Source organism: Microbacterium sp., from assembly GCF_036823965.1.
Lineage (GTDB): Bacteria > Actinomycetota > Actinomycetes > Actinomycetales > Microbacteriaceae > Microbacterium.
This window is the reverse complement of sequence record NZ_DAITBE010000004.1, coordinates 280446-295178: the sequence shown is the minus strand read 5'-3', so window position 1 is coordinate 295178 and position 14733 is coordinate 280446. Positions and strand designations below refer to the sequence as shown.

At 69.7% G+C, this 14733-nt stretch carries 15 protein-coding genes and 1 tRNA gene; 11 read left to right on the top strand and 5 right to left on the bottom strand.

Going from position 1 to position 14733, the window contains the following annotated elements:
- Positions 1–65 precede the first annotated feature (65 nt).
- The 3 genes from V7Z82_RS09550 (at position 66) to V7Z82_RS09540 (ending at position 2534) form a co-directional block, all read left to right on the top strand.
- Positions 66–707, top strand: a complete 642-nt coding sequence (locus V7Z82_RS09550; protein ID WP_334150628.1) for a hypothetical protein — start codon at positions 66–68, stop codon at positions 705–707.
- Between the two features lie 27 nt (positions 708–734).
- Positions 735–1361 carry a TetR/AcrR family transcriptional regulator gene (locus tag V7Z82_RS09545; protein WP_334150625.1) on the top strand — a complete coding sequence of 209 codons (627 nt, stop codon included), beginning with the start codon at positions 735–737 and terminating at the stop codon, positions 1359–1361.
- A gap of 192 nt (positions 1362–1553) precedes the next feature.
- A complete protein-coding gene (locus V7Z82_RS09540) occupies positions 1554–2534 on the top strand; it encodes a 1,4-dihydroxy-2-naphthoate polyprenyltransferase (RefSeq protein WP_334150623.1) in 981 nt (326 codons plus the stop codon).
- A gap of 245 nt (positions 2535–2779) precedes the next feature.
- On the opposite strand, the gene V7Z82_RS09535 is transcribed toward V7Z82_RS09540, so the two are convergent.
- On the bottom strand, positions 2780–3127 hold the full coding sequence (locus V7Z82_RS09535; RefSeq protein WP_334150620.1) for a DUF4229 domain-containing protein: 348 nt from the start codon (positions 3125–3127) through the stop codon (positions 2780–2782).
- A gap of 4 nt (positions 3128–3131) precedes the next feature.
- A complete protein-coding gene (locus V7Z82_RS09530) occupies positions 3132–4052 on the bottom strand; it encodes a hypothetical protein (protein ID WP_334150618.1) in 921 nt (306 codons plus the stop codon).
- Between the two features lie 122 nt (positions 4053–4174).
- On the opposite strand from V7Z82_RS09530, the gene V7Z82_RS09525 reads away from it, so the two are divergent.
- The 5 genes from V7Z82_RS09525 to V7Z82_RS09505 all read left to right on the top strand — a co-directional run bounded on the left by V7Z82_RS09525 (position 4175) and on the right by V7Z82_RS09505 (position 10056).
- Positions 4175–5155, top strand: coding sequence for a glycosyltransferase family 2 protein (locus V7Z82_RS09525; RefSeq protein WP_334150615.1), 981 nt, complete (start codon positions 4175–4177; stop codon positions 5153–5155).
- Positions 5152–6513 carry a polysialyltransferase family glycosyltransferase gene (locus V7Z82_RS09520; RefSeq protein WP_334150613.1) on the top strand — a complete coding sequence of 454 codons (1362 nt, stop codon included), beginning with the start codon at positions 5152–5154 and terminating at the stop codon, positions 6511–6513. Before V7Z82_RS09525 ends, V7Z82_RS09520 begins: the two co-directional genes overlap by 4 nt.
- Positions 6514–6521: 8 nt before the next feature.
- Positions 6522–7685 carry an acylneuraminate cytidylyltransferase gene (locus V7Z82_RS09515; RefSeq protein WP_334150610.1) on the top strand — a complete coding sequence of 388 codons (1164 nt, stop codon included), beginning with the start codon at positions 6522–6524 and terminating at the stop codon, positions 7683–7685.
- Between the two features lie 95 nt (positions 7686–7780).
- On the top strand, positions 7781–8653 hold the full coding sequence (locus tag V7Z82_RS09510; protein WP_334150607.1) for an N-acetylneuraminate synthase family protein: 873 nt from the start codon (positions 7781–7783) through the stop codon (positions 8651–8653).
- Positions 8654–8664: 11 nt separating this feature from the next.
- Entirely contained in the window at positions 8665–10056 is a 1392-nt protein-coding gene (locus tag V7Z82_RS09505; protein ID WP_334150605.1) for a DUF6716 putative glycosyltransferase, read from the top strand.
- A 6-nt stretch (positions 10057–10062) separates the two neighbouring features.
- On the opposite strand, the gene V7Z82_RS09500 is transcribed toward V7Z82_RS09505, so the two are convergent.
- Positions 10063–10662, bottom strand: coding sequence for a TetR/AcrR family transcriptional regulator (locus V7Z82_RS09500; RefSeq protein ID WP_334150602.1), 600 nt, complete (start codon positions 10660–10662; stop codon positions 10063–10065).
- A gap of 99 nt (positions 10663–10761) precedes the next feature.
- Between V7Z82_RS09500 and V7Z82_RS09495 the strand changes: the two genes are divergently transcribed.
- Positions 10762–11475 (top strand): SDR family oxidoreductase, encoded by a 714-nt coding sequence (locus V7Z82_RS09495; RefSeq protein ID WP_334150599.1) that lies wholly within the window; start codon positions 10762–10764, stop codon positions 11473–11475.
- Positions 11476–11503: 28 nt separating this feature from the next.
- Entirely contained in the window at positions 11504–12502 is a 999-nt protein-coding gene (locus V7Z82_RS09490) for an NADP-dependent oxidoreductase (protein ID WP_334150597.1), read from the top strand.
- A gap of 25 nt (positions 12503–12527) precedes the next feature.
- Here the strand turns inward: V7Z82_RS09490 and V7Z82_RS09485 are convergent, their stop codons facing one another.
- Entirely contained in the window at positions 12528–13448 is a 921-nt protein-coding gene (locus V7Z82_RS09485) for a hypothetical protein (protein WP_334150595.1), read from the bottom strand.
- A 127-nt stretch (positions 13449–13575) separates the two neighbouring features.
- Here V7Z82_RS09485 and V7Z82_RS09480 point away from each other — a divergent pair.
- A tRNA-Met gene (locus tag V7Z82_RS09480) sits at positions 13576–13651 on the top strand.
- 83 nt (positions 13652–13734) lie between these two features.
- On the opposite strand, the gene V7Z82_RS09475 is transcribed toward V7Z82_RS09480, so the two are convergent.
- Positions 13735–14670, bottom strand: a complete 936-nt coding sequence (locus tag V7Z82_RS09475) for a LysR family transcriptional regulator (protein WP_334150593.1) — start codon at positions 14668–14670, stop codon at positions 13735–13737.
- Between the last annotated feature and the right edge of the window lie 63 nt (positions 14671–14733).

The window sequence follows — 14733 nt, the reverse complement described above, 5'->3', positions numbered from 1 at the left end:
GGTCGGTGCCGGCTGCGCTGCCAGCCGGGATTGCGTGACTGTCACAAAGTGACTACTGTCATCTTGTGACCACATCTCCCTCCGTGTTGTCCCGGCTGGTCGGCGACATCATCGCCCTCATCCGCGAGCATCGACGCGCATTCATCGGGCTGCATCTCGCCTATCTCGCGCTGTTCGGGGTCGGGATCCTCGCGACGCTGCTCGTCCCCGAGCTGCGCCCTGGTGGACTCGGCGCGCTGCAGGACGACGCGGGCGCCGGCGGACTGGGCGGCGTGATCGGCGATGCGTACCGCAGCGGCAACGTCGCACTCGCGGCCATCGTCACGTTCGGCGTCAACCTGCTGTCGGCGTCGCTCCTCCAGACCACGGTGCCGTCGCTGGTGATCCCGTTCCTCGGTGTGGTGATCACGGTGGCTCGAGGTCTCTCATGGGGTGTCCTCTTCACGCCGGTCGGCGCAGAGGATGCGACGTTCCTGATCCACTGGGTCACGCTCGTGATCGAGGGCGCGGCGTACGTCTTCGTCGGCTTCGCCGCGTGGGTGCACGGACGGATGTTCCTGCAGCCGCAGCGTCACGGGTTCGAGACGCGTCGGGCCGGGTACGTCGGCGGGCTGGTCGCGACGCTGAAGCTGTACCTCGTCGTGATCGTCCTGCTCGTGATCGGCGCGGTGTACGAGGCGTTCACCGTCATCCACCTGATCGCCTGAGCCATGCGCGCTGATAGCGTCGCCCCTGTGATTGAGAAGCGGATGCCGATCGACCTCCGCCGCAATGCGGACGCGAGGGTGCAGGTCTCGCGGATCGCCGCCGACCTGTTCTGGCGCGACGGGGTGGCCGCGACGCGAGGCGAGGACATCGCGGCCGAGGCAGGGATCGCGACCAGGACGCTCTGGCGTTACTTCCGGTCGAAGGAGTCGTGCGTCGAACCGATCCTGGCGCAACTCGGACGGCGGTTCTCCGTGCTCCTCCAGGCCTGGCCGCTCGAGCTCTCGCTCGACGACTACCTGCGTCCGGGGATGGTCGACGGCCCGGTCACCTACTCCGACGACGATGTCGCCGCGATGCGGATCGTCGTGCTCGGGTTCGACGACCCGGCGCTCCGCAGCGCCTGGCTCATGGTGTGCGACGCGGCGGAACGCGAGTCGACGGTCGTGTTCGCCCCGCGGCTCGGGCTTCCGGCGGAGTCCGACGAGGTGCGCCAGGTCGCGGCATCCGTCTCCGGGGCGATCCGTGCGCAGAGCGACGCGCTGAGCCGTGACTTCGTCTCATCGGGTCTCGCCCCCCGGAGTGAGGACGTGCTGCGGAGCCTGCTCACCGCCATCCGCGATGCGAGCAACGGCCGCATCGGCCCGGCGGTCTGACTCTGGTCGCTGAGCTTGTCCTCATCACTGTGCTCCGCCGCTGGGTCCGTGAGCTTGTCGAGGGGCCCTGAATCACTGCGCCCCACTGCTGGGTCCCTGAGCGTGTCGAAGGGCCCTCATCGCTGTGCTCCGCCGCTGGGTCCCTGAGCTTGTCGAAGGGCCCTCATCGGCGCGCCCAGTAGGATTCCCAGCGTGGCAGCATCGTCGAAGCGCAAGAGCACAGCGCGCACCAAGAGCACCCAGCGCACCCCGAGCCGTTCGAGCGGCAACCCCGCCAAGCGGCCGGTGATCGAGGCCGGTCCGGTGACGGCCGGCGACTGGATCGGTGCCGCTCGCCTGCGCACGCTGCCCCTCGCGGTCGCCCCGGTCCTGATCGGCACCGGTGCCGCGCGCAGTACGCAGCCGGAGTTCCACTGGGTCATCGCGCTCGCGTGCCTCGCAGTCGCGGTGCTGCTGCAGATCGGCGTGAACTTCGCGAACGACTACAGCGACGGCATCCGCGGCACCGATGCCGTGCGCGTCGGTCCTGCTCGCCTCACGGCATCCGGTCGGGTGCAGGCCCGCACGGTCCTGATCATCGCGCTCGTCTTCTTCGCGCTCGCCGCGGCAGTGGGCCTCGCGATCGTGATCCGCACGGAGCAGTGGTGGATGCTGGCGGTCGGCGCCGCCTGCATCGTCGCCGCGTGGTTCTACACCGGCGGCAAGCGCCCCTACGGCTACGCGGGCCTCGGCGAGGTCTTCGTCTTCATCTTCTTCGGTCTCGTCGCGACCCTCGGCACGACCTGGGTGCAGATCTTCGAGCTGCCGCAGCAGGCCTGGCTCGGCGCGATCGCCGCCGGACTGTTCGCCTGCGCAGTGCTGCTCGCGAACAACCTCCGCGACATCGACCAGGACCGCGCCGTCGGCAAGCGCACGCTGACCGTGCTGATCGGACGCCGTGCGACGCAGGTGCTGTTCACGCTGTTCCTGCTCGCACCGTTCGGGATCGCGGTGGTGCTCGCCCTGCTGTTCCCGATCGCGTGGATCGCGCTGCTCGCGCTCCTGGCCGGCCTGCCCGCGGTGGCGATCGTGTGGACGTACCGTCAACCCCGCGAACTCGTGATCGCGCTCGCGCTGACCTCCCTCACCGCGCTGCTGTACGCGGGCGCGCTGTTCTGGGCCTTCGTCGGCTGAATCGTGGGGCCCGAGGGGCCGATCTGGGGCGCTTCTGGCTGAATCAATGCGCGTGAACGCCCTCGACGTGTTCCGACGCGAGCGCTGACCCGATCCGAGGTGGCACGAATGGCCGCCTCAAGGCGCGGGATGCGTCCACATGCGCCACCTGCCCGAGGGGAGGGGGCGCATGTGGTCGCTTCAGGGCGCGGGATGCGTCCAGATGCGACCCCTGCGGGGACGGGCGACCTGACTCAGGCCTTGACTCAGGCCTTGGTCTCGGGCTCTGCGGGTGCAGCAGTGTCCGTCGAAGCAGCTGACTCGCGAGCGTCAGCGCCCTCGGCGCCGTCGAGCACGGAGTCCTCGGCATCGGCATCCGCCTGACGCGCGGAATCGCCCCGGCCCTGGCGGCGTTCGTGGATCACGGTCGACGCCTCTGACAGCGGACGCCGCAGGAAGAGCATCGAGATGCTGGTGCCGATCAGCGCGGCGAAGATCGCGGCGAGCCACCAGAACTCCCGGAAGATCGGGAAGAAGAACCAGAGGATCGCGAGGGGGACGAGGAACGCCAGCAGCCGCAGCACGGTGTAGACGAGGAGGGGTGCAGGCTTCACCCCCTCAGTCTAAACGCGCCTCCTGTCGGCCACGTCCGAGTCCGATCAGGGCGAAGGGGATTCCGCGCACCACCCGCCGTCGCGGATGCTCGCCCAGCGACCACAGCATCTCGGCTTCGGGATCGAGCGCGAGGTCCTCGCATCCGACCGGCAGCGGATACGAGTGCGTCGTGAGGTCGTCGCGGGTGCCGGTCCACAGCCGACCGGGTTTCATCAGGTTCGACTGCGACACGAAGTGCAGCCCGCCCCAGCGCACGACGCCCTGCATCCGCGCGATGCCGGGCGTGAACCTCGCGTGCTCCTGGAACGAGTCCTCCGGCCCTTCGGGGATCGAGAACTCCGCGATGCGTCCCTGGTCGTCTCGCCGGTATTCGCCGATCAGTACGCGCCGCAGCGGGGTGCCGTCGTCATCGAACGCCCGGCCGAGGAACGAGCAGCGCAGCGCGATCGGATGCACCTTCGAGCGCACCGCGACGAGCGCGGTCGCCGGTCGCCAGCGACCCGAGACGCCGCGGAGCCGCCGGGCGACCGCTCCGCGCACCTGGCGCGTCTGGCCGAGGTCGAACTCCCAGATGCCCTGCCCCGTCGCCGCGACGAACAGTCGGTCCTCGAACCAGGCAAGCCCGCCGGTGTGGATCTGCGCGGGCTGCAGCTCGCCGTCCTCGCCAGTGAACGCGAGCGCGACGTCGATGTGCCGTGATCGCTCCGGGTCGATCAGCACCACGCGGGACGCGAGATGCGTGCCGGTCTTGTCCTGTCGGAACCAGCTGACCGCGAGCGTGCGGCCCCCGCGCCAGGATCCGACGTCGATGCCCTGGGGGTACCACTTCGTGGTCCAGGCGCGCGCGGTGAGCCACCGGAGGTCGGCGGTATCGCGCATCCGCCGTCGCATCGGTCGCCAGTGCGATCCACCGAACCAGAGCATCTGACCATCGTCGCCGATCCCGGCGTGCTCGTGTGCGAAGACACCCCGCGTTCACCTCCGGGTCGCCGACGCGCAACGATCGCCTGCGACCATGCATGACGTCGTCCACCCCCGGGAGATCCGTGCGCAGTCCCCTCGTCACCGTCATCCTTCCCGCGAAGGACGCGGGTCCCTACCTCGCGACCGCGCTCGAGACGCTGACCCGCCAGTTCGACGATCCGGCCGCGCTCAAGCTCGTCGCGATCGACGACGGATCGCGCGATGACACCGGTGCGCTGATGCGTCGCTACGCCGACCGGTTCCCGCACGCCGAAGTCCTCGTGAACGCCCGGCCGCAGGGACTCGCGACGGCCCGCAACCAGGGGCTCGCGCATGTGGAGGGAGAGTCGTTCTGCTTCCTCGACGGTGATGACTGGATGCAGCCGCAGCGGCTGCAGGTGCTGGCCACGCGACTCCGCGAGCTGGATGCCGACTTCCTCCGCACGGACCACGTGACGGTACGCGGCGGCATGCGGACACTGGTGCGCGCCCCGCATCCGTGGCGCGAGCAGGTGGGCAGTCCCCGTGACGCGATCCTGCCCGAGACCGAGACGACCATGGTCGACTACCCCTTCGCGTGGGCGGGAATCCTGCACCGGCGGATGCTCGACCGCGGGCTCGCCAAGTTCACGCCCGGATTCTTCACCGCCGAAGACCGGCCGTGGATCTGGCGGCTGCACCTGCAGGCGGCATCCTTCGCCGTGGTCGATGCGCCGGCGCTGCTGTACCGACGGGGCGTGACGACCTCGCTCACGCAGGTGCGCGATCGCCGTCAGCTCGACTTCGCCCGGGCGATGACGGAGGTGGTCGAGATCGTGGAGCAGGATGCCGAGGCCGACCGCTTCCTACCCAAGGCGGTGTGGACGGCGCTCGCGCTCAGCTCGCATCACTTCGTCCGTTCCCGGCGGATGCAGCCGGGGCTGCGGGTCGAGATGCGCACCGCGATCCGCGACCTGCTCCGACGGCTCCCCGCTGCCGAGGTCGCCGACGCGGTGCGTCGGCTGGACGGGCCGCGCCGACGCGTGCTCGCGCGGTCCCTTCGCCGAGCAGGGTATGACGGATGACCCAGCTCTTCGCGCTGCACAGCGCCTACGGACTCGTCACCGCGGCTGCCGCGATCGACGAGGGACTCCTCGGGGCATCCACCGACCGCGTCCTCGTGCCGTTCGTCTCCTCCCCGGTGCCGGAGACCGTCGTCGGGATCGCCGCCGACCCCGCGCTGCGCACGCTCCGGGAGCGATTCGACCGCATCGAAGACCTCGACGCACTGCTCGGACCGCTGCATCCGAGCTCCTGGGATCCGGAGCCAGCCGATCTTCCCCTGCTCGCGCGGCTGCTCACGCGCGCCTGGGGTCTCGACCCCGACGACCTGGAGCTGCTGGTGCAGAGCCCACAGGTGGCGCCGGCCCGCACGCTGCTGTCGATCTTCCCGCGTGCACGCATCACGATCGTCGGCGACGGACTGATGACCTACTCGCCGATGCGCGTGGCCCTCGGGCACACCGTCTCGGCGCGCATCCATCGCGTGGTGCACGCAGACGTGGTGCAGGGAGTGCGTCCGCTCGTCGGCGGGACCGCCGCAGCATCCGTCCCGGTGCCGCCGGAGGCCTTCCGTCGCGTGCTCCTCGAGACCGACCACGTCGAAGCGGTGACGGATGCCGCCGGTGCACCGCTCGACGACGGCGCGTCGACCGTGCTCGTGCTCGGTCAGTACCTCTCGGCGCTGGGGCTGATGACGCCGCGCGAGGAGATCGCGCTGCAGCGCGACCTGATCGACCGTGCTGCCGAGTGGTCGCCGGAGCGGATCGTGTTCAAGCCGCATACTGCGGCGCCGCCGCTGCTCACCCATGCGGTGCGCGAACGGGCGCTGTCTCGGGGGTGCGAGTTCGTCGAGTACCGGGGCCCGCTCGCCGCCGAGCTCGTGGCGCTGCGGCTCGATGCGGTGGCCGTGGTGGCCGGATTCTCGACCGCGCTGCCGACCGTGCACGCGCTGTTCGGCACGCCGATCGGGTCGAGCGGCACCGCGGCGATGCTCGCACGCCTGACCCCGTTCGAGAACAGCAATCGCGTGCCGATGACGATCGTCGACGCGCTCACCCGATCCGAGTCACCGGACGCCGACCCGGATCGGCTGCAGCTGCTGATCGACGCCGTCGGCTACGCGATGCAGCCGGAGATCGCCGGGCACCTGCGCGAGCGGGCGGAGCAGTGGCTCCGGGAATCGGATGCCGATGAGCGGGACCGGTACTTCGCGCCGGCGCGACTCGCGGCGTTGCGGCTGCCCGGCGCACCGGCGGACGGTCGACTGCGGCATGCGCTCCGACTCGCCGGCGGAACCGGACGCGTCGAGGAGCTGCGACTGACGGCGCTGGGCGCCCGGCGTCGCGCCGGGCGCGCATGGCGAGCGATTCGAGGACGATGATGACGGACATGACGAACACGACGACGGCGACTGCCGTGGCGATCATCCCTGCGCGGGGCGGGTCGAAGGGCGTGCCTCGGAAGAACCTGCAGCCGGTCGGCGGCGTGCCGCTCGTGCAGCGGGCGATCCATGCCGCGCAGGCCGCTGAGGGCATCGACCTGGTCGTGGTCTCCACCGACGACGTCGAGATCGCCGCCGCGAGCGAGGCGGCCGGAGCCAGGGTCGTGCACCGCCCCGCCGAGCTCTCCGGCGACACCGCCTCCTCGGAGAGCGCGATCCTGCACGCACTCGACGAGCTCGAGCACGACGGTGTGACGCCCGAGATCGTCGCGTTCCTGCAGGCGACCTCGCCGTTCATCCCGAGCGAGGCGCTCGCGACCGCCGTGCGCGACATCCGCGCAGACCGCGCGGACAGCGTGTTCTCGGCGTTCGAGACCTACGGCTTCCTGTGGCGTCGCGGCGACGACGGCGAGGCGATCGCGATCAACCATGACGCCTCGCACCGCCCGCGTCGCCAGGACCGCGAGCCGCACCACCTCGAGTCAGGGGCCTTCTATGTGTTCCGCGCCGACGGCTTCCGGGAGAGCCGCCATCGGTTCTTCGGCCGCATCCGCATCGCAGCGGTGCCGGAGTGGACCGCGATCGAGATCGACGACGACCAGCAGCTCGGCATCGCCAGGGCGCTCGCCGCACGGCAGGAGCTGCCGCACCCGATCCCCGCGAAAGCGGTCGTGACCGACTTCGACGGCGTGCACACGGATGACACCGCGATCATCGATGCAGACGGGCGCGAGCACGTGCGGGTCAGCCGGGAGGACGGCATGGGCGTCGCGATGCTGCGCAGCGCCGGCGTACCGATGCTCATCCTCTCGACCGAGGTGAACCCGGTGGTACGGGCGAGGGCCGAGAAGCTGCGGGTGCCGGTGCTGCACGGCATCGCCGACAAGGCGTCTGCGCTGCGCGATTGGGCCGAGAAGACCGGCGTGGCGCTCGATGACATCGCGTATCTCGGGAATGACATCAACGACCTGCCTGCGATGCGCATCGTCGGGTGGCCGATCGCGGTGGCGAACGCGCATCCGCAGGTGCTGGAGCAGGCCCGCGTCGTCCTGGCGCGAGCGGGTGGCGACGGTGCGGTGCGGGAGCTGATCGAACGGGTGTTGTCGAGCTGACCGATGCCGGTCACCCTCCGGTCGCATGGTGTTCACCATCGAGGCGTAGTCAGGAGGGGAGGGGACTTCCTGACCGCTCGATGACCGGAGGATTCATGACTGTCAGCATCGGCTCGCACGTGATCGGAGGCGGTCATCCCGCCTATGTGATCGCGGAGATCGGCCTGAACCACAACGGCGACGTCGAGATCGCGAAGCGTCTCATCGACGTCGCGGCGCGGGCCGGCGCCGACGCGGTGAAGTTCCAGAAGCGCACACCGGAGATCTCGACGCCGGAGCACATGCGCGACGTCCCCCGGGAGACGCCCTGGGGAACCATGAGCTACCTCGACTACCGCCGCAGGGTCGAGTTCGGCCGCGATGAGTACGTCGCGATCGGCGATCACGCCACGCTGCTCGGACTCGACTGGTTCGCCTCGCCGTGGGATGTGCCGAGCGTCGACTTCCTGGAAGACCTGAACGTCGTGGCGCACAAGGTCGCGTCTGCGAGCCTCACCGACACCGAGCTGCTGCAGGCGCTCCGCGCGACCGGCAAGCCCGTCATCCTCTCCACCGGCATGTCGACCATCGCGCAGATCGACCGTGCGCTCGACACGCTCGGCACCGACCGCGTCGTGCTCATGCACGCGACCTCGACGTATCCGCTGGAGCCGGAGGAGGCCAACCTCCGCGCGATCGCCACGCTGCGCGACCGCTATCCAGGTATTCCCGTCGGCTACTCCGGCCACGAGCGCGGTCTGCAGATCTCCCTCGCCGCCGTCGCGATCGGCGCGGTCGCGGTCGAGCGCCACATCACGCTGGATCGCACGATGTGGGGTTCCGACCACGCTGCATCCCTCGAGCCGGGCGGCCTGGAGCACCTCGTGCGCGACATCCGCGTGATCGAGTCGGCGCTCGGCGACGGCGTCAAGCGCGTGTTCGACAGCGAGCGCGCGCCGATGGCGAAGCTGCGCCGCGTCTCCGCATGACACGAGACCGCATGACGACGGGGCGGGACGGTCTGCGAGTCGTCGCGATCGCCGACGCCGACTCGTTCGTGAAGTGGGCCGCGTCGCTGCTCGGCGGCGTGCCCGGCATCCGATCGCATCTGCTGCTGGTGCGAACGCCTCTCACGGCAAGCGTCGAGCAGCAGCGCACGGCGCTCGCCGGAACCGGGATGCTGCCGGAGCAGGTCACCAGGGTGCGGTTCGCCGAGACGCTGGCGTGGTTGGAGGGGCAGCGCCCCGACGTCGTGCTGCTCGCCGGCCGCGGCCCGTTCGTGCGACTGCTGGGGCGCGTCATCGACGCGCTCTCCCACCGACCGGTCACGATCTCAGGCCTCCCTGGCATGGCCATCCCCGCGCAGCGCGGGGCGCTGGACTACCGCAGGCACACCGACCTCCTGATCGTGCACTCGCACCGCGAGGCTCGTGCCTTCGAGGAGCTCGGCCACCGCATCGGCGTGCAGCTGCCCACCGCGCTCGCGACGCTCCCGTTCGCCAAGCGGCGACAGCGGATGCTGCGCCCAGAGCACATCCGCGTCGACGCCGCCTCCGGCGGACGGAACGCTGTCGCGGTGGCCGAGCGGCCTGCGATCCTGACGCCGGTGCGACCGCCGGCGACCGACATCGTGTTCGCGGCGCAGGCGCTCGTGCCGGTCGGCCTGGACGAGCGCGCCGAGATCGCGGCGATGCTGGTGCGCGCGGCCGAGGCCGACCCGACTCGACGGATCGTCGTGAAGCTGCGGTCGCGCCCGGGGGAGTCCGAGACGCACCTCGAACGCTCGCCCTACGCCGAGCTGCTGCCGACCAGGCGCCCGGACAACCTCGTGTTCTCGTACGAGTCGATGGCGTCCGCGCTCGACAGTGCGGCCGGTCTCGTGACGGTGAGTTCGACCGCCGCGATCGAGGCGACGGCCCTCGGCATCCCGGTGATCGCACTCGACTCGTTCGGCGTGAGCAAGAGCCTGCTGAACACCGTGTTCGTCGGCAGCGGTCTGCTGGGCGGACGCAGCGAGGTCGTCGCCGGCAGGTTCCGGCATCCGCATCCCGACTGGCTACGCGACAACTACTTCCATCCCGAGGCGGAGTCGACCTGGTGGGATCGGGTCGAGCAGCTCGTGGCGCTCCGCCGGGCCGGGGCGCTGCCGCCGAAGCGGGTGCCTGCCGCCCGCGGCGGAACGATGCACGATGCCTGGCACCGTGCGAGTGTGCTCGGCGCCGAGGACCGCAGTCTGCAGGGCGGACTCGCCCTCGCGCTCGGTGCACCGGCGACCGCCGCGCTCGCCGCGGTGCGCCGCCGGCGACAGCCCGCTGAGGGCGGCACCTGGTCGGATGCGTCCACGGACTTCACGCTCGAGCCGAACCCGTTCCACGACTCGATTCGCCGCTGAGTCGAGCTAGCGTCCGAGGAGCGTTGCCACCTGATTCCGCACGTCCTCGGTGATCTCGTCGACGGTGAGGTCGACGTTGATGTTCGCTGACATCGTCAGGAACATGATGGCCGAGATGATGTGCGCGATGGTCGGTGCGTGCTCCTCGGCGATCTTCCGGTCGGCCCGCAGCACGGTGACAGCCGCCTGCTCGGTGCCGCCGGCGATACGGAGCGCTTCCGCGTGCTGCGCGTCCGAGGGATCGCCGAAGACCATCTCGCGCAGGTACACGCGGCCGTTCTCGATCTGCACCCGATTGCATTCGATGATCGGCCGCAGCAGCGCCATGATCGCGTCGAGTGTGTCGCTGATCTGTGCGGCCGCGACGATCCCATTCTCGAGGGCGACGGCGTAGTGCGCGTTCTGGACGAGCAGGAGCAGCTCGCCCTTGGTCTTCGCATAGAGGAACAGCGTGCCGGTGCCGACGTCGGCTCGCTCCGCGATCTGCTGGGTCGTGACGTCGTCGATGCCGCGCTCCGCGAAGAGCTCGGACGCGGCTGCGGTGATGCGTTCGAGCTTCTGCTGCTTGTTCCGCTCGCGGCGGCCGAGTGCGGCGTCGGTCGACATGGCATCCCCCGGGAATAGAAAATGAGTAGACTCAGTTATGAGTGAAGTCGCTAACGTGCGTACTCAGTATCCATTGTCGCAAAGAAGAGAGAACAGTCCATGCCCGCACTCACCGGAGCCGTCGTCCTGATCACCGGAGCGAACGGAGGCATCGGCTCGGCGTTCGTCGCCGAGGCGCTCGCGCGCGGCGCTGCCAAGGTCTACGCCACCGCTCGCACGCCGCGCACCTGGGATGACGAGCGCGTCGTGCCGCTCGCCCTCGACGTCACCGATCCAGCCTCGATCAGCGCGGTCGTCGAAGCGGCGCCCGACGTGACCGTGCTGATCAACAACGCCGGCGCTTCCGTGCCGACGGCCGGCATCCTGACCCACTCGGATGAGGACATCCGGCGGAACGTCGAGACGAACTTCCTCGGACCGCTGTTCCTGACGAGGGCCTATGCCCCGCTCCTGTCCGGGCGCTCGGGCGCCACGATCATCGACATCCACTCGGCGCTCGCCTGGTTCGCGGTCGGCGGGATCTACAGCGCCACCAAGGCGGCCCTGTGGTCGGTCACGAACTCGCTGCGTCTCGAACTCGCGCCCGCGGGGGTGCATGTCGTCGGCGTGCACGTCGGGTACGTCGACACGGCGATGGCCGAGCACGTCGATGACCCCAAGACCGACCCGGCCGATCTCGTGCGCGCGGTCCTGGATGCGACCGAGCAGGATGAGTACGAGGTGCTCGCGGACGAGATCTCCGTGCAGGTCAAGGCGGGGCTCAGTGCGCCGCTCGAGGCGGTCTACCCCCAGCTCAGGGCCGCGACGGCCTGACTCGCCGAGCATCCGAAAGGGAAGTGACATGCGCGCGTTCATCGTCGAGAAGTACAAGCAGCCCCTCACCCAGAAGGAGGTTCCGGAGCCGGAGGTGGGCGAGCGGGACGTCCTGGTGCGGGTGGAGGCGGCCGGCCTCAACCAACTGGACGAGAAGATCCGCACGGGGGAGTTCGCTCAGATCCTGCCGTACCGACTGCCCGTCATCCTCGGCAACGATGTGGCGGGCACGGTGATCCGCGTGGGTCGACTCGTGCAGCGGTTCCGGCCAGGGGATCGTGTCTTCGCGCGCCCGGACGAGCGGCGCATCGGCACGTTCGCCGAGCGCATCGCGGTCGCCGAGACCGACCTCGCGATCGTGCCGGACCGCATCTCGATGGTGGAGGCAGGGTCGCTGCCGCTGGTCGCACTCACGGCCTGGCAGGCGCTCGTCGAGCGGGGGAACGTGCAGCCGGGTCAGAAGGTCCTGATCCATGCGGGCGCCGGCGGGGTCGGCGCGATCGCGATCCAGCTCGCTCGGCATCTGGGTGCGACCGTCGCCACCACCGCGAGCGCCCCGAACGCCGACTTCGTGCGCGAGCTCGGTGCCGACATCGTGATCGACTACCGCAGCGAGGACTTCTCGGCGGTGCTGTCCGACTACGACCTCGTGCTCGACAGTCTCGGCGGCAAGAACCTCACGGCGTCGCTGCGGGTGCTGCGACCGGGTGGGAGGGCCATCGGCATCGCGGGCCCGCCCGATCCGGCATTCGCCAGGCGGCAGAGGATGAATCCGCTGCTCCGTCTCGCGATCGCCGCCCTCAGCCGCGGGATCCGTGCGCAGGCGAAGAAGCTCGGCGTCACCTACGAGTTCCTGTTCATGCGCGCGGACGGCGAGCAGCTCACCGAGATCGCCGCGCTCGTCGACGCCGGCGTCATCCGGCCGGTGGTCGCGAAGACGTATCCGTTCGATCAGCTGCCGGAGGCCTTCGCGGAGCTTGCCGACGGGGGCCATCGAGGCAAGCTCGTCGTGACGCTGGCCGACTGACGGGACGGCGGGCCGCCCGCCGACCTCAGATGAGGGTCGGCGGGTTCGCGTCGTCCCATCGCTGGAACGTCTGCACCCACCAGAACCAGGCGAACAGGCCGAGCGCCGCCGCCTCGCCGATCAGCACGAGCGGGAAGGCGCCGAGGGAGTCGCGGAAGATGAACGCGGCCAGCAGGAGCAGCAGATCGGCGATCAGCAGCCCGGCGACCCAGCGGTAGACGGCGCGCTGCCGCGGTGTCGGTGGCGTCTCGGTCTCGTCGACCGGCCCACGCGAATGCAGGATCGGCACGGCGACGAACGTGCCGAAGAAGAGCAGCGTCACGAGGAAGTGGATGCTCGGGGGATACGGCCAGAAGTTGAACGGGAAGTCGGCATTCAACCCCGGGATGAAGGCGAGCGCCGCGACCGCGACCGCCGTCAGCACCGCGATGCCCGAGACGAACAGGGCGCTCGGCGTGCCGATCCGCTGCTTCGCGCGGATCGCCGCCATCGTGATGACGACCACGAGCACGACGACGACGTAGATCGCGACCCCGGCGCGCACCTCGCCGAGGGATGCGGGCGGGATGCAGTCCTCGGCGCCGGGGCAGCGCAGATCGCCGATCGGATGCTCCGGATCGATGCCGGTCGGCACGATCGCGATCAGCGGCGCGAAGATCGCGGCGACGTCGAGCAGGGTGGCGGCCCGACCTCGGCCGGAGAGGGCGAGCAGTGCGAGTGAGGCGGCGATCAAGCTGCCGACGAACACCGCGCGCACTGGCGTGTAGAACGCGTGGCTGAGCGAGGGGAGCGGGTTCCAGCCGAGCGTGAACGGGTCCCACGACACGACGACCATCTGGATCGCGACGCTCGCCAGCAGCGTGAACACCACGAACACCAGCGACAGGCGCAGGTACCGGTGGGTCTTCTGCCCCGTGGTGGCTGGATCTGCGGCAGCGACGGTCATCGTCGTCCCCTTCCTGGCCTCTCGCCACGGTACCGCGAGCGCGATGCGTCGTCATCCTGTGACTCATACGGTTATCCCAGGCAACCTGCTAGCCAGGAAGATCACGGCCGGGTAACGTCGTTCACATCGCGGCGATCCGGGCGGTCCCGGGCCTCAGTTCATACCTGATGGCGTTGCGGGTTCGACTCCCGCCGTCGCGTCCACTCTGCACGGACCGGAAACGACCGTGCGTCTCTCGTGCTTCTTCCCCTCCATCGAGGGGATTCTCTCGTCGACGCGGTGCGGCTCACGGCCGCGCGATCGGAGGCGTATTGCTCTCCAGTCGGGCGAGCAGCCGGTGCGCGAGCTTCATGAACGCGTTGGTCGCCGGTGAGATGGCGCCGCCGCGACGGCTGACGAACGCGTAGTGCTCCTCGAACGACGGCTGCAGGGTCGTCCAGTGCAGCCCCTGGTCCTGGATCACCGAGCGACCGACGTGGTACGAGACCAGGGAGTCGCCGACCCCCTGCGCGGCGAGCTCGAGCGCGTGGGTCTGGAACTCGACCTCGATCAGCGGCTGGAGTGTGAGGCCGGCAGCCTGTGCCCGCTGCAGCAGCGATGAACGCAGTGGATCGTCCTCGGACCATCGTGCTTCGGACAGGATCAGCGGCCGCGTCGCCAGCGTCTCGATGTCGACGGGTGCGCGCGTGTGCGACTCGTTGCGCGACACGTAGATGACCTGATCCACGAACACGCTGTGCGAGACGACGAGCTCTCGATCATCGACGGGCAGTTGCACGAGCCCGGCCTCGAGCGTGCCGCTGCGGACGGCATCCGCGACCTCGGAGGAGTTCAGGCCGGTGACCTGGATGCGCACGGCCGGATGCATGGCGTGGAAATCCCGGATCAGGTCGGTCAGCAGATACAGGTGTGCGCTGTTGAAGGTGCCGAACGACACGGTTCCCTCATCGATCGACTTCACCCGGCGTCCGGTGTCGGCGATCTCGTTGACATCGGCGATCGTCCGCTCGGCCAACGGCAGCAGCTGTCGTCCGGCATCCGTGAGGACGAGCTTGCGGGGGGTTCGGGTGAAGAGCCGGAGTCCCAGATTCTGCTCCAGAACTGCGATCTGCTCGGAGAGGCTCGGCTGCGCCACTCGGTGCTCTGCGGATGCTGCGGCGAAGGTGCCGAGCCTCGCCGCCGTGACGAAGTAATCGAGCTGCCGGATCGTGGGCAGAGGCATGGCACTCCGATCAATAGGAATTTCCGTTGGCAACCATAGCAAAACCAGGCTGGCGCTTGTCCA

What these genes read in the sequence shown, in the direction of transcription:
- V7Z82_RS09495 (WP_334150599.1), top strand. Translation starts at nt 10,762, where the DNA reads ATGCCCGCACTCACCGGAGCCGTCGTCCTGATCACCGGAGCGAACGGA.
- V7Z82_RS09520 (WP_334150613.1), top strand. Translation starts at nt 5,152, where the DNA reads ATGACCCAGCTCTTCGCGCTGCACAGCGCCTACGGACTCGTCACCGCG.
- V7Z82_RS09510 (WP_334150607.1), top strand. Translation starts at nt 7,781, where the DNA reads ATGACTGTCAGCATCGGCTCGCACGTGATCGGAGGCGGTCATCCCGCC.
- V7Z82_RS09505 (WP_334150605.1), top strand. Translation starts at nt 8,665, where the DNA reads ATGACGACGGGGCGGGACGGTCTGCGAGTCGTCGCGATCGCCGACGCC.
- V7Z82_RS09530 (WP_334150618.1), bottom strand. Translation starts at nt 4,052, where the DNA reads ATGCTCTGGTTCGGTGGATCGCACTGGCGACCGATGCGACGGCGGATG.
- V7Z82_RS09515 (WP_334150610.1), top strand. Translation starts at nt 6,522, where the DNA reads ATGACGAACACGACGACGGCGACTGCCGTGGCGATCATCCCTGCGCGG.
- V7Z82_RS09490 (WP_334150597.1), top strand. Translation starts at nt 11,504, where the DNA reads ATGCGCGCGTTCATCGTCGAGAAGTACAAGCAGCCCCTCACCCAGAAG.
- V7Z82_RS09475 (WP_334150593.1), bottom strand. Translation starts at nt 14,670, where the DNA reads ATGCCTCTGCCCACGATCCGGCAGCTCGATTACTTCGTCACGGCGGCG.
- V7Z82_RS09500 (WP_334150602.1), bottom strand. Translation starts at nt 10,662, where the DNA reads ATGTCGACCGACGCCGCACTCGGCCGCCGCGAGCGGAACAAGCAGCAG.
- V7Z82_RS09485 (WP_334150595.1), bottom strand. Translation starts at nt 13,448, where the DNA reads ATGACCGTCGCTGCCGCAGATCCAGCCACCACGGGGCAGAAGACCCAC.